11 protein-coding genes are annotated in these 14,223 nt (G+C 72.5%); 6 read left to right on the forward strand and 5 right to left on the reverse strand.

Annotated elements, in window-relative coordinates; genetic code table 11:
* Window positions 1-11: 11 nt before the first annotated feature.
* Window positions 12-1,283, reverse strand: a complete 1,272-nt coding sequence (locus E0H26_RS22970; RefSeq protein ID WP_131307102.1) for a vanadium-dependent haloperoxidase — start codon at window positions 1,281-1,283, stop codon at window positions 12-14.
* 200 nt (window positions 1,284-1,483) lie between these two features.
* Here E0H26_RS22970 and E0H26_RS22975 point away from each other — a divergent pair, with 200 nt between their 5' ends.
* The 5 genes from E0H26_RS22975 to E0H26_RS22995 all read left to right on the forward strand — a co-directional run bounded on the left by E0H26_RS22975 (window position 1,484) and on the right by E0H26_RS22995 (window position 6,474).
* Window positions 1,484-2,398, forward strand: coding sequence for a cation diffusion facilitator family transporter (locus E0H26_RS22975; protein ID WP_131307104.1), 915 nt, complete (start codon window positions 1,484-1,486; stop codon window positions 2,396-2,398).
* Between the two features lie 154 nt (window positions 2,399-2,552).
* Window positions 2,553-4,577 (forward strand): bifunctional copper resistance protein CopD/cytochrome c oxidase assembly protein, encoded by a 2,025-nt coding sequence (locus E0H26_RS22980; protein ID WP_131307107.1) that lies wholly within the window; start codon window positions 2,553-2,555, stop codon window positions 4,575-4,577.
* Between the two features lie 50 nt (window positions 4,578-4,627).
* Window positions 4,628-5,290, forward strand: a complete 663-nt coding sequence (locus E0H26_RS22985) for a DsbA family protein (protein WP_131307109.1) — start codon at window positions 4,628-4,630, stop codon at window positions 5,288-5,290.
* Window positions 5,287-5,913, forward strand: a complete 627-nt coding sequence (locus E0H26_RS22990; protein WP_131307111.1) for a vitamin K epoxide reductase family protein — start codon at window positions 5,287-5,289, stop codon at window positions 5,911-5,913. Before E0H26_RS22985 ends, E0H26_RS22990 begins: the two co-directional genes overlap by 4 nt.
* A 72-nt stretch (window positions 5,914-5,985) precedes the next feature.
* The gene (locus tag E0H26_RS22995) at window positions 5,986-6,474 is read left to right on the forward strand and encodes a hypothetical protein (protein WP_131307113.1); all 489 of its coding nucleotides are present in this window, start codon (window positions 5,986-5,988) and stop codon (window positions 6,472-6,474) included.
* Here the strand turns inward: E0H26_RS22995 and mgtA are convergent.
* Both mgtA and E0H26_RS23005 read right to left on the reverse strand, forming a co-directional pair.
* A complete protein-coding gene (gene mgtA, locus E0H26_RS23000) occupies window positions 6,461-9,019 on the reverse strand; it encodes a magnesium-translocating P-type ATPase (RefSeq protein ID WP_165521963.1) in 2,559 nt (852 codons plus the stop codon). The genes E0H26_RS22995 and mgtA overlap by 14 nt on opposite strands.
* A 47-nt stretch (window positions 9,020-9,066) precedes the next feature.
* The gene (locus E0H26_RS23005) at window positions 9,067-9,708 is read right to left on the reverse strand and encodes a DedA family protein (RefSeq protein ID WP_165521964.1); all 642 of its coding nucleotides are present in this window, start codon (window positions 9,706-9,708) and stop codon (window positions 9,067-9,069) included.
* A 126-nt stretch (window positions 9,709-9,834) separates the two neighbouring features.
* Between E0H26_RS23005 and E0H26_RS23010 the strand changes: the two genes are divergently transcribed.
* Window positions 9,835-12,180 (forward strand): flippase-like domain-containing protein, encoded by a 2,346-nt coding sequence (locus E0H26_RS23010; RefSeq protein ID WP_131307120.1) that lies wholly within the window; start codon window positions 9,835-9,837, stop codon window positions 12,178-12,180.
* A 37-nt stretch (window positions 12,181-12,217) separates the two neighbouring features.
* Here the strand turns inward: E0H26_RS23010 and E0H26_RS23015 are convergent, their stop codons facing one another.
* Window positions 12,218-13,021 carry a polysaccharide deacetylase family protein gene (locus tag E0H26_RS23015; RefSeq protein WP_131307122.1) on the reverse strand — a complete coding sequence of 268 codons (804 nt, stop codon included), beginning with the start codon at window positions 13,019-13,021 and terminating at the stop codon, window positions 12,218-12,220.
* Entirely contained in the window at window positions 13,009-14,109 is a 1,101-nt protein-coding gene (locus tag E0H26_RS23020; protein ID WP_240742326.1) for an MGDG synthase family glycosyltransferase, read from the reverse strand. Before E0H26_RS23020 ends, E0H26_RS23015 begins: the two co-directional genes overlap by 13 nt.
* Window positions 14,110-14,223 lie beyond the last annotated feature (114 nt).

Genomic DNA, 14,223 nt, shown 5'->3' on the forward strand with positions numbered 1-14,223 from the left:
ACCAGCCACCGCTATCCGCGCGGGCGGAAGTGGTGCCGAACCACGTACCGGGTGATCGCTTCGCCGAGGCGGGCGCCGTCGTCGTCGGCGCTGCGGAAGTGGACGCCGCCCCAGATGCGGGCGCCGACGAGTTCGGTAAGCGCCTGGGAGAAGCCGGTGAAGTGCCGGGTCGTGCCGGAGTCCACGCTCGACCCGCTGAAGGCGATGTCGTCGCGGCCGAAGAAGTGGCGGTAGAACGACATTCGCGCGCCGGTGCCACAGGCGTGCCCTGACGGGTACTCGGGGAAGGGCGGCGTGACGAGCAGCGGGGTCCAGCCCGGGTCCGCCGCCGTGCGTCGGTTGCCGTCGTCGTCGGCGAGGTGGATCGCGGTGACCGGACGCCAGTAACTCCAGTGCTCCTTCTGGCTGAAGCAGGCCACGCCGGAGTCGGCCACGATGAGGTCCGTCATCGCGAAGAAGCGGGCGGTGTGCAGGACGTCCAGACGTTGGGTGCTGGCGAGCTGGCGCTTGATCTCCCAGGAGGCGGACCGCCGGTCGTGCCACCAGAGCGCCGCCTCGGTCTGGTCCTGGGTGCGTACCGTGCTGGTGGCCGAGCCGACCGCTTTGACCTCGTTGAGGTCCCGGGCGTAGGCCGCGCTGGTCAGCGGCGGCGGGCCGGGGGTACGGAACGCCCCGGCGTGCGGGATCAGGAACGGACGCATGTGGCCGGTCCAGGCGCCCTGGGAGAGGAACAACGGTGGCGTGGGTCGCCAGCGGCCGGGCTCGGTGCCCGTGCTCCACTGCTGGTCACCGAAGGCACCGTCGTGCTGCCGGGCGGCGACCATCGCGGCTGCGGCCAGGCCACCGACCCGGATGCCGCGCTGCTTGGCCGTTCCTCCGGGGAGGTCGGCGAGGGCCGCATCGTACTGGGCCCGCAGCCGCTGCCGTTGGTCGGGAAAGAGCGCCACGAGTACGCCGTGCGCGGCGGCGGCGACGGCGGCGGGCACGGATTCGTCGCCCCGGGCCGGCGGTGCCACCAGGTACGGCTGGTAGGCGACTCCGTGGATCGCGTTCACCGCGTCGTAGACGGCTCCGTTGACCATGGCGAAGCTGCGTACCTGCTCGTTGGGCTGCTGTGCGGCGACGTCCCAGATTGCCGTCTGGGCATTGACGTCCCAGGTGATCACCGGATTGTCGAGCCGGCCGGCGGGGGCACCGGCCGCCGCCGGCGCCGAGGCCACGACGGCGAGCGGCGCGGCGAGCGCGACGACGGCGAGGAACACACGGAATGGCTGGGTACTCATCGAACGCCCCCGTTGATCGATGACCGGCGCCCTCCGGCCCGTCACCGGACCGAGCCGAATCAATGAGCTTCGATGGTATGCGTTGCCGGTGGCGCCGGACAACGCCTCGCGGGCCGCCTTCGGCCGGGGCCATAGTTGCACTTATTGCAATGCTCGCATATGTTGAGCGGCGACAGCAGTCGGAATGGGGAGGTCGCAGGGTGGGTGCCGGGCACGACCACGGGCAGCAGGTGCTGCGGTCGGGGGAGAAGTACCGTGGGCGGTTGTGGGCCGCCTTCGCCCTGCTGGCCGTTTTCATGGTGGTGGAGGCGATCGGGGCCTGGGTGACCGGTTCGCTCGCGCTGCTGTCGGACGCCGGGCACATGTTCACCGACGTGCTCGGCATCGGCATGGCGCTCGCCGCGATCACGGCGGCGAGCCGGGCCTCCCGCGACGGCCAGCGCACCTTCGGCCTGTACCGGATGGAGGTCCTGGCGGCGCTGGCGAATGCGGTGCTGCTCTTCGGAGTCGCCCTCTTCGTCGTGGTCGAGGCGGTACGCCGGTTCGACGAACCGCCGGAGGTGCTGGTCGGGCCGATGCTGGCCGTTGCCGTGGCGGGCCTGCTCGCCAACGTCGTGGCCTTCCTGCTGCTGCGCTCCGGCTCCAAGGAGAGCCTGAACGTGCGGGGCGCGTACCTGGAGGTCTTCGGCGACCTGCTCGCCTCGGTCGGCGTGATCGTCGCCGCCGTGGTGATCGCGGTGACCGGCTGGTGGTACGCCGACCCGATCATCGCGGTGGCGGTGGGCGTGTTCATCCTGCCCCGCACCTACAAGCTGGGCCGGGCCGCCCTGCGAGTGCTCGTGCAGGCCGCGCCGCCGCACGTGGACATCGCCGAGGTGCGCGAGGGTCTGCGCGGCGTGGCCGGCGTCGCCGACGTGCACGACCTGCACGTCTGGACCCTGACCTCGGGCATGGAGGTGGCCTCGGCCCACCTGACCCTGGCCGCCGGGGCGGACCTGGGCGAGGTGCTGAGCACCGCCCGGCAGGTCCTGCACGACCGCTTCGAGATCGAGCACGCCACGCTTCAGGTCGAGCCGCAGAACGCCGACGGCGTGTGTGACGGTGCTCATTGGTGACGTTTCGGGTGGAACCATCGCCGGCTCCACACCGACTATCTGGAAAACCGCCCGTCGTCCGGGAGACCTCCGTGAACCGCCCGCCGCAGCACCCAGCCCCGCCGACCGTCCGCGTCCCGTCCGCGCTTTCCGCCGGACCGTCGGTGACCCGGCGATGAGTCGACCCGCCGTGCTGCGGCGGCCGGTCCTGCTCCCCGCCGCCACGATCCTCGTCGCGGCCGGGATCGGGGCGGTGCTGCTGCGCTGGGGTGGGGGCAGCACGCCACCGACCCCGCCCGGGCTGCCCGAGCCGGACCGCACCGCCGCGTGGCTGCTGCCGGCCGCCCGGCTCGGCATGCAGCTCGGTGCGGTGAGCACCGTCGGTCTGCTGCTGGCCGCCACCATGCTGTCCCCGCGCGACGACGGCGGCCGACTCTCCGTGCTGGGCTACCGCCGGCTGCGCGCCGCGGCGTTGACCGCCGCGCTGTGGTCGGTGGCATCGGCGCTCGCGGTCTGCTGGACGCTTGTCGACCTGTTCGGGCTGCCCGCCTCGCAGGTGCTCTCGCTCCGCGCCGTGCTGAACTTCGTGGACACCATCCCGTTGGGGCAGGCGCTGGCGCTCAACGGCGCACTTGCGCTGCTCACCGCAGTGATCGCGGCGCGCAGCCTGCGTCCCGCCTGGGGGGTGCTGGCGCTGCTGACCGCGCTGGCGGCGGTGCTGCCGCCGATCTTCACGGGGCACGCCGCGTCGGCCAGCAACCATCAGGTGGCGGTCTCCGGCCTGCTGTTGCATGTCGTACCGACCACGCTGTGGGCCGGGGGCCTGCTCGCGCTGGCGGTCACCGCCCGGGGCAGCACCGCCGACCTGGCCGTCGCCGTACGCCGGTTCTCGCCGCTGGCCCTGGCCTGCCTGGTCGCCGTCGGCGCGTCCGGGCTGGTGTCGGCGGGCGTCCGGCTGACCGGCCCGGCCGATGTGACCGGCACCCGGTACGGGCAGTTGCTGCTGGTCAAGATCGCCGTACTGGTCGCCATCGCGGTCGTCGGGCTCGTGCACCGCCGCCGGGCGATCCCCGCGCTCATGGCCGGCCAGCGACGCCCGTTCCTGCGGGTCGCGGTCGTGGAGACGCTGCTGTTCGGCGCCGCGGTGGGCGCCGCGGTGGCGCTGTCGCGTACGCCCGCCCCGCTCGGCTCGGCCGAGGAGGACCCGGCCACCGCGCTGCTCGGGTTCCCGATGCCCCCGCCGCTGAGCGTCGAGACGGTGGCCCGGCTCTGGCTGCCCGAGCCGCTGACCATCGCGGCTGCGCTGGCCGCCGCCGGTCTCTACGTCGCCGGGGTGTGGCGGCTGCACCGTCGCGGTGACGCCTGGCCGGCGGCGCGTACCGCGCTGTGGCTGGCCGGCTGCGCGGTGATCATCATCGCCACCTCCAGCGGCCTGGCCCGCTACGGGCCGGTGCTGTTCTCCGTACACATGGTGCAGCACCTGCTGCTGATGATGGTCGCGCCGATCCTGCTCGTCCTCGCCGGGCCGGTCACCCTCGCGCTGCGGGCCCTGCGACCCTCGACCGACCCCCGCTGGCCCGGCCCCCGCGAATGGCTACAGGCGGCCCTGCACTCCCGGGTGTCCGGGGTGGTGACCCACCCCGTCGTGGCGCTCGTCCTCTACGTGGCCAGCCTGTACGTGCTCTACTTCACCGGCCTCTACGAACTGGCGGTCCGCTCGCACGCCGCCCACCTGGCCATGGTCGCCCACTTCCTCGGCGTCGGGTACCTCTTCTTCTGGACCGTCATCGGCATCGACCCGACCCCGCGTCGGGTCCCGCATCCGCTGAAGATGGTCCTGGTCCTGATCAGCATGGTGCTGCACGCCTTCCTCGGGGTCGCGCTCATGCAGTCCGCCACCGTGCTGGCCGCCGACTGGTGGCTGGCGCTGGGCCGCCCGTGGGGCCCGACCCCGCTGGAGGACCAGTGGGCCGCAGGCGGTATCGCCTGGTCCTTCGGCGAGTTGCCGACCGTGATCGTGATGGGTGCCCTGATGTACCAGTGGGTCAAGGCCGACCAGCGCGAGGCCCGCCGCCGCGACCGGGCCGCCGACCGGGCCGAGGCCGAGGGGCGCGAGGATCCCGAACTCGCCGCGTACAACCGGATGCTCGCCGAACTGGCCGAACGGGATCGCCGGGTACGCGGGCTTTCAGGAAGCTGACAGGAATTCCGGACAGCATTGGCGTACCCACACGGAAGGTTGGCACCGGCATGACGAGGAACACCCGACTGACGTTGGCGATGATCCTGGTGGTGATCCTCGCCATGATCGGTCTGATCACCGTCAACCGGAACACCGCCCAGCCGGTGGCGAGCGACAGCGGGGGCCAGGTCGACCCGGCGGTGCTGGTCCGCGCCGACAGTCACCGGCTCAGCACGGCGACCGACGGCAAGGTCACCCTGGTGGAGTTCCTCGACTTCGAGTGCGAGGCATGCGGCGCCGTCTACCCGTCGATCAAGGAGATCCTGGACACCTACCAGGACCGGATCACCTTCGTGGTGCGCTACTTCCCGATCCCCAGCCACCCCAACGCCGAACTCGCCGCCCGCGCCGCGCAGGCCGCCGCCAACCAGGACCGGTTCGCCGAGATGTACACCGTGCTGTTCGAGAACCAGTCGCAGTGGGGTCACCAGAGCACCCCACAGACCGAGAAGTTCGTCGGGTACGCGCGTGAGCTGGGCCTGGACGTGGACCGCTTCCAGCAGGACCTGGACGCCCCGGCCACCGCCCAACGGGTGGCCAGCGAACGGGCCGACGGCGAGACCGCCGGGGTGCGGGGCACTCCGACGTTCTTCCTCAACGGCCGGCAGTTGACCGAGATCCGTACCCAGGCGGACATGATCGCCGCCATCGACGCCGCGCTCGCCCAGTGACCACCAGCGTCGCCCCGCGCCCGGACGCGGCGGCGTCGCACGTCGGCTTCGTCGCCCGGGTCACCGCCTGGGTGCTGGCCGTCGGCGGCGGCATTGGTCTACTCGCCGCGGGCACCCTCACCGTCGAGAAGATCAACCTGTTGGCCGACGCCGACTACGTGCCGACGTGCAGCATCAACCCGATCCTGTCCTGCGGTTCGGTGATGACCACGCCGCAGGCCGCCGCCTTCGGCATCCCCAACCCGCTGCTCGGCATCGCCGGCTTCGCGGTGGTCACCACCCTCGGCGTCCTGCTGCTCGCCCGGGTGCCGCTGCCCCGCTGGTGCTGGCTCGGCCTCCAGGCCGGAGCCACCTTCGGCGTGGTCTTCGTGCACTGGCTCATCTACCAGAGCCTGTACGTGATCTCGGCGCTGTGCCCGTACTGCATGGTGGTCTGGGTCGTCACCATCGCGATCTTCCTCTACACCACCCTGCGTAACCTCGGCGCGGTCGCGCCGTCGTCCCCGCTGGCCCGGCTGTCCGGTCTGGCCAGCTACCACAGCCTCATCCTGGTCGCCTGGTACGTGGTGATCATGCTGGCCATCCTGGTCCGCTTCTGGGACTACTGGTCCACGCTCTGGTGAGCCGAGTCGTCGGCGGCAGGTGTGCCGCTACGGCGGATCCCGGGCCGGGTCCGACGTCTCTAGCCTGTCCCCATGGGACGGTCGCGCCGGCTGACATCGTGCCTGCTGGTGATGGCGGCTCTGCTCGCCGGTTGCACCGACGATTCCGAGGCCGGGCGGGGTTTTCTCGAAGTCGCCGCGTTACGTGATCCGCTGATGCCCGGGCACTTCACGGCGGAACCGGTGCTGCTGTCGGGTCAGCTCACCCTGCGACCGAACGGCTGCGTCAACGTCGTACTCGACGGGGTGGAACGGGTGCCGCTCTGGCCGACCGGCTCGAACGTCGCCCCGGACCCCGACAACCTCAACGGCTATGTCGTCACGCTGCCGGGCGGCACCACGCTGGCCGTGGACAGCACCTCGGGCGACCACTTCGCCGCGCAGGGCATCATCGACGATCACCCCGGCCCGTACGAGGTGGAGCCGGGCCTGCCGACGCAGGTCGGGCTGCTTGTCGACTACTGCGGTGCCGAGGCCCGCCCGGTCGCCTTTCCGGACGCCACCAGCTTCACCGTCGGCTGAGCTGGCGCGGCGCGGCGGTGGTCAACTGATCGGGCGGCACCCACCGCTTGACCAACTCGTTGGCGGCCACGTAGGCGAGGGTGAGCGCGACGAGGGTGGCCAGCACCGGCAGCGGCGGCCGGCCGAGCCCGAGCGGCCCGGCCAGCGGGCTGAACGGCAGCGCGACGGTGACCACGATGAGCAACGCACCGGTGGTGAGCAGCGGCGTGGACGGCCGGCTGCGCAGGAAGGTCCGGTTGGTACGCAGCACCATCAGCACGATGATCTCGGTGGCGGTGAACTGGATGAACCAGGCGGACCGGAAGACATCGGTGGGCGTGTGCCACCACCAGTGCAGCAGGGCGAGCGCGCCAAGGTCGACGGCGATGCTGATCGAGCCGTACACCAGCATGAACCGGCGGATGGCCCGCACGTCGACGGTACGCGGACCCTGCACCTGCTCCGGGTCGGTGTGGTCGGTGGAGATGGTGGTGTACGGGATGTCGGAGAGGAAGTTCAGCAGCAGCACCTGACGGGGCAGCAGCGGCAGGAACGGCAGCAGCAACGTGGCCACGCTCATGCTGACCACGTTGCCGAACGAGGCGCTGGTGTTCACCCGGATGTACTTGAGGGTGTTGGTGAAGGTGCGCCGGCCGAGCCGTACGCCGTCGGCGACCACGTCGAGGTCCTTCTCCAGCAGCACGATCGCGGCGGCCTGCTTGGCGACGTCGACGGCGGTGTCGACGGACATGCCCACGTCGGCGGCGTGCAGGGCGGGTGCGTCGTTGATGCCGTCGCCGATGAACCCGACGACGGCGCCCCGGGACCGCAGCGCGACCAGCACCCGCTCCTTCTGTACCGGGTCGACCTCGGCGAACACGTTGGTGCCGGCGACCCGGTCGGGTAGGTCCGCGTCGGAACAGGACGCGATGTCGGCACCGAGCATCGGCTCACCGGTGAGGCCGACCGTCGCGGCGATGTGCGCGGCGGCATGCCGGTTGTCCCCGGTGATCAGCCGGACCGAGATGCCCATGGTGCTGAGCCGGTCGATGGCTTCGGCGGCCTGCGGCTTGGCGGGATCCTGGAAGGCGAGCAGGCCGACGAGGGTCATCTCCCGTTCGTCCTCCGGCGTGGCGGTACGCGCTGCCGGCAGGACCCGTACGGCCACCCCGAGCACCCGGTGCCCCTCGGCGCTCAGCTCGGCGAACCGCTGTTCGACCCGGTCGCGGACCGTGCCGAGCGGCACGACGCCGGCACCGGTCCGGGCCGTCGTGCAGCCGCGTAACACCGCGGCGAGTGATCCCTTGGTGATCAGGGTGGCCGTGCCGGCCTCGTCGACCAGCAACGACAGCCGTTGCCGGCTGAAGTCGTACGGCACCTCGGCGATCCGGAGAGCGGGATCGATCGGCGGTTGCCCGGACATGATCGCGCTGTCCATCGGGTTGGCGAAGCCGCGTTGCAGCCCGGCGTTGAGCCTGGCCAGGCGGGTCACCTCACGGTCCGGCCCGCCGTCGACGCCGAAGCTGGCGGTCAGCGTCACGTTGCCGGCGGTGAGGGTGCCGGTCTTGTCGGTCAGCAGCACCGTCATGGCACCGAAGTCCTCGATGGCTTCCAGACGTTTGACGATGACCCGGTGCGCGGCCATCGCCCGGGCGCCGGCGGAGAGGCTGACCGCGACGATGGCCGGCAGCATCTGCGGGGTCACGCCGACGGCCAGCGCCACGGAGAACAGCAGCGAGTCGATGACCGGCCGACCCATCAGCAGGTTCGCCACGCCGATGCCGACGAGCAGCACGACCATGATCCGGACCAGCAACAACCCGAAGCGGGTCAGGCCGCGCTGGAAGCCGGTGGCGGCGGGCCGGTCGGTGACCCGGACGGCCACCTCGGCGAACGCGGTGTCCCGGCCGGTTCGCATGGCCACCGCCCGCCCGGTGCCGCTGACCACGTGCGTACCCATCCACAGGGCGTTGGTCCGACCGGCGAGGTCCGCCTCCACGGGCGTCGGCTGCGGACTCTTCTCCACCGGCAGCGACTCTCCGGTCAGCGCCGCCTGGTCGACCTGAAGTCGCTCGGCGTCGACCAGCCGGCAGTCGGCGGGCACCACGTCACCGGCGTGCAACACCACCAGGTCGCCGGGCACCACCTCCTCGACGGGTACGGCAACCTCCCGGCCGTCGCGGAGCACCTCGGCGCAGACCCGTACCCGTGCCTGTAGTGCGTCGACAGCGCGCCCGGCGGCGTGTTCCTGCCAGTAGCCCAGCCCGCCGCTGGCGGCGACGATAGCCAGGATGATGGCGCCGTCGATGACGTCGCCGACGATCATCGACAGCACCGTCGCGGTGATCAGGATCAGCATGATGGGGCTGGTGAACTGGCCCAGCAGCAGCCGCCAGCCGTGGCGGCGGGCCACGGTGACCCGGTTCGGTCCGTGCTCGGCCAGCAACCGGGCGGCCCGGTCGGCGGTGAGTCCCTGGGCGGGTGCGCCGATCGCGGCCAGTGCCTCGGGCAGTTGACCGGCCCAGAACGCGCTGGTGCGGCCGCGCGGCCCGTCTCCTCGCCCCACCCGACCTCCGCAGCCTCGCCGCGACACCGGTACGCCCCGAGCTGACGCTACCGACCCCGGGTCGCCCGGCGCGGCCGGTTGCCGGCATCGGTCCGCCGACGGTGCCGCCAGAAGGTCAGCACGGCCACCACCGCGATCACGGCGAGCAGCGCATAGGTGCCGATGCCCAGTTCCCGCTCCAGGTAGCGGTAGGAGGCCGCGCCGAGATAGCCCAGCAGCGACACCGCCGTCGCCCAGAGCAGCCCGCCGGTGACGTTCGCCCACCCGAAGGTGGGCCGCGGCATGCCGCTGGCACCAGCGACCAGCGGCACCAGCACCCGCAGCACCGCCACCCATCGGCCGGTCACCACCGCCACCGCGCCCCGGCTGGCCACCAGGCGCCGGGCCCGCTCCAGGTCGAGGTGGCGGCGGGCCACCGCCGGCGCGCGGGCCAGCACCCCCGGCCCGTAGCGCCGACCCACCAGGTAGCCGACCTGGTCGCCGAGGCATGCCCCGGCCACCGCGGCGACGATCACCGCCCACAGCGGCAGCCCGCCGAGGTGTGCCACCACCCCGCCTACCAGCACGGCCGTCTCGCCGGGTATGAACAACCCCAGCAGCGTCGAGGACTCCAGGGCGGGCAGCAGGAAGACCAGGGTCAGTACGACCACCGGTGGCAGCGCGGCGATCCCGGTCAGTAGCCGGTCCATCTGCTGATTCTGGCTCCTGCCGGCGTCGGGCCGGGCGAACGAACCAGGAAAACCGTCAGGTGGCGGCGGGCCAGCCCGTAGGGTTCGAACCGACAGCAGGTCCACAGACGCCCAGGGACTAGGACCGTGGAATCCCGGACGCATCGTCCGTCGCCGGCACTGCTGGTCAGTCTGGCCGTCTCGACCGTGTTGCTGGTCGGGGTGAGCCTGCTGGTGCGCCACCATCCGGTCGCCGCCTGGGAGCGGGACCTGTTCACCCTGCTCAACCGGCTGCCGGCGGGGCTGACGCCAGCGCTGTTCGTGATCATGCAGGTCGGCTCGTACCTCGCGGTGTTCGGCACGGCCGCGGTGGCCGCCCTGCTGCGGCGCTTCACCACCGCCCGGGACCTGCTGCTGGCCGGAAACCTGGCCTACTGGCTGGCGATCGCCAACAAGGTCGCGGTGGCCCGGCAGCGGCCCGGGCAACTCCTGGCCGACGTGGTGTTGCACGACACGGTCACCGGTCTGCTGGGCTACCCCTCCGGGCATGTCGCGGTCGCCACCGCGCTGGCCCTGGTGGCGGCACGGGCCGGCGGCACCCGGTGGCGTCGCCTGCTCTGGGTGGTGGTGGTCGTGGTCGCGGTGGCGCGTGTGCACGTCGGCGCGCATCTGCCGGTGGACGCCATCGGTGGGGTACTCGTCGGCTGGCTCGCGGTGTGTCTGACCCGGCTGGCCGTCGGGGAGGTGGGCCCGGAACGGTCCGCCGAGGTGCTGCGCCAGGCGCTGCGGCACCGTGGCTTCGAGGTGGCTCGCCTGGCGCCGCTGACCGGCGACGCCCGCGGCTCGTGGCCCTGGCTGGTGGTCGGCGCCGACGGCCGGCGACTGTTCGTCAAGGTCACCGGTGGACAGCAGCGCGACGCCGACTGGGCGTACAAGCTCTACCGGCGGGTGCGTTTCCGGCACGTCGCCGACGAGCCGCCCTACCTCAGTGCGAAGCAGCAGAGCGAGCACGAGACCTGCCTGACCCTGCTGGCCGAACGGGCGGCGGTCCGGGTGCCGGCGGTCGTCACCACCGCCACCCTGCCCGGCGGTGACGCCGTGCTGGTGCAGGAGTTCGTCGACGCGGCCCCGTTGGACGCCACGTACGGACCGCTGCCGGCGACGGTGGTGGTCGACGTGTGCCGGCAGGTGGCGCTGCTGCACCGCGCCGGCATCGCCCACCGGGACCTGCGGGCGGCCAACATCCTGATCGGTGGCCACACCGCCCACCTGGTCGACTTCGGCTTCGGTGTCGACGACGCCGCAGCCGACCAGCGGGCCCGGGACGTGGTCGAACTGCTGGTCGCCCTCGCCAGCCGGGTGGATTCCGAGACGGTGGTCGGGGTCGCGATCGCCGAACTCGGTGCCGACGAGGTCGTGGGCTGCCTGCCGTACCTGCAACCGCCGGTCCTCTCCCGGGCCAGCCGGAAGCTGCTGCGGCGTACCCCCGACCTGCTGGAACAGCTACGCGCGCAGATCCTGCACCGCTGCCCGCAGCGGGAACAGCGGCTGGCCCGGGTCGTGCGGATCACGCCCCGGGGCATCCTGCTGCTGGTCGCGCTGGGCCTGCTCGTACACCTGCTGCTGCCCCAGATCGGTGAGGTACGCGCCGCGTTACGGCTGATGGTCCACGCGCATCCGCTGGCCCTCGCGGCTACCCTGCTCGGCTCCGCCGCGACCTACCTGCTCAGCGCGGTCGTCCTGCGCCTGGCGACCGGCAACCGGGTGCCGCTGGGTGAGGCCACCGGGGTGCAGGTGGCCGCCTCGTTCGCCAACCGGCTGGCGCCCGGCAGCGTCGGCGGTGCCGCGCTGAGCCTGCGTTACCTGCATCAGAAGGGGTTCAGCGGTGCCGAGTCGGCGACCGCCGTCGTGGTGTCGCGGGTGGCCGGCGTGGTGTCGGTCGCGCTGCTGCTGCCGGTGCTGCTGCCCTTCGCGCACCAACCCGCCCGCGCCGCCCAGCAGGCCGTCACCGGGAAGGCACTACCCGTCCTGCTCGGTGTGCTGGTGGTGCTGCTCGCCGTCGCGGCGGTGCTGTCCGTACCCCGGCTGCGCCGCCGGGGCCGCACGGTGCTCCGGCAGAGCCTCGCCGCCCTGCGGGCGCTGCCCCGCCAGCACAGGCTGACCCGGCTGATCGGCGCGGCCCTGGCGCTCACCCTGGCGTACGGGTTCAGCCTCTACTTCGGGTTGCTCGCCGTCGGTGAGCCGGTCAACCTCGCGCTGGTGCCGCCGGTGATCCTGGTCTGTGTCATCGGGGAGGGGGTCGCCTCCGCCGCGCCCACCCCCGGCGGCCTGGGCGCCACCGAGGCGGCGCTGGTCTCCGGACTGCTGCTCTACGGGGTGTCGGTCGACACCGCGGTCGCGGGTGTCCTGGTGTACCGGCTCGCGACGTTCTGGCTGCCCGCCCCGCTCGGCTACGTCGCACTGCGGATACTGGCCCGGCGGCGGCTGGTCTGAGGAGCGGGCCCGCCGAGTGCGGGTGCGGCAGCACCGCTCACGGCTGCCGCACCGCCAGCAGCTGGGACACCGTGACGAACTCGTAGCCGTGGGCCCGCAACTGGTCGATGATCTCCGGCAGCCCGTGCAGCGAGACCAGCCGCTGATGGTCACCCACGTCGTGGGCGAGCAGGATCGTGCCGGGCTGGATGTCGGCGACGATCCTTCGCGCGTGCCCGCCGGGATCGTCGGGAAACTCCCCCTCCCGCATCTGCTGCGACCAGAGCACCACCTGGTAGCCCAGCCGCGCGGCCGCCGCCGTGGTGCTACCGGCCAGATGACCGTACGGGGGACGCAGCAACCGTGGCTCCTGGCCGGTCACCGCGACCAACTCCCGATGGGTACGCGCCAGGTCCTGGTACGCCTGCTCGAAGGACATCCGGGCCAGATCGTGGTGGGCCCAGCTGTGGCTGCCCACCTCGTGTCCGGCGAGCCGGCCCTGGACCAGTGCGGCGTGTCGGCGGGCCCGCTCACCGACCATGAAGAAGGTGGCGGGCACGTGGTGCTGGTGCAGGATGTCCAGCACCATCGGCGTCCAGCGGGGCCCCGGCCCGTCGTCGAAGGTGAGCGCGACGAGCTTGCGGTCGGTGCGGACGAACCAGTTCACCTCCAGCCGGCCAGCACCGAGCAGGTCGGGCCGGCCCGGCACCACGGCGCTGGCCGCGCCGCCACGGATCGGCAGCTTCCGGTCGGCCACGTCCGCCGCCTCGGCGAATCCGACCACCCCGAGTCCGGCGCCGAACGTGACCAGGACCCCGCCGCGCAGCAGGTCCCGTCGTCGGCTGTGCTTCAGCCCGGCCATCCCCACCTCGGCGGCCTCAGCACCTCGGCGACGACGGTGGCCATGTCGACCCGCACGTCGGCACCGGCGTCGCCGCTGTCGACCTGGGCCAGCAGCGCGGCCAGTGCCGGTCGTAGCCGCTGCGCCGAGTCGATGTAACTGGTCAGCGCCGAGCGGCTGAGCAGGTCCGCGTTGGCCCGGCCATGTCCGGCGATCGGTCGGTAGGTGATCGTGGGCCGGCCCGAGGCGAGCGCCTCCTGGCAGGTGAGCCCTCCCGCGTTCTCCACCACCACGTCGGCGGCCCGCATCAGGGTCGCCATGTCGTCGACCCATCCCAGCACGTGCCCGGGGAACCGCCGGAGCCGGCGGTACAGGCGCTGGTTGCGTCCGCACACCACGACGGGCTCGGCGCAGCCGGTGGCGAGCACCTCCGTCGCGGTCCGTGCCACGTCCCCCATGCCCCAGGAGCCCGCGACGATCAATGCCAGCCGGCCCCGCTCGGGCAGCCCGAAATGTCGCCGGGCGGCCCGGGTGGTCAACCCCGGCGGCGCGGCGAACCGGGCATTGACCAGCGGGCGGACCACCTGAACCGGATCCGCGCCGGCGGCTGCGGCCTGCTGGCGCGATAGCTCGTGCACGACGCAGTACAGGTCCACGCCCGGCGCGATCCAGGTCGGGTGGACCGCGAAGTCGGTCACGTACGTCACCAGCGGTGCGCTGATCAGCCCGGCGGACCGCATCGGCCCGAGGAGCTGGTTGGCGAACGGAAAGGTCGTCACGACCGCCCCGGTGTCCGGGGGGAGCCGACCCAGCATGCGACGGACCGCAGGACGCAGCGCGGCGCGGAGCAGCTCCACCGACACCGACGAGCGGCCGGTCGCGTTGAACAGCGCCTCGTAGCACCAGGGCAGCCAGCGCAACATGCCCCGGTAGGTCTCCCGGACCGTGGCGTCCAGCGGCCGGGGCAGCAGGGACAGGAAGTTCAACCGATCCACCTGCCGACCCTGGCGGAGCAGCCGGCGTGCCAACTCGGCGGCTGCGGCGTCGTGCCCGGCCCCGATGTCGGCCGACACCACCACGATCCGACCGGCGGCCGGCTCGTTGCGCACCGGAGCCTGGTGGGTGAACCAGCCGTCGTCGGTGTGGCCCAGCACCGACTCCGTCCAGTCGTAGGCCGCCGGCCCGGCCCGCTGCGCCTCCCGCCTGCACTCCGTCACGCGGGC

The organism is Micromonospora zingiberis, from assembly GCF_004331455.1.
GTDB classification, from domain to species: Bacteria; Actinomycetota; Actinomycetes; order Mycobacteriales; family Micromonosporaceae; genus Micromonospora; species Micromonospora zingiberis.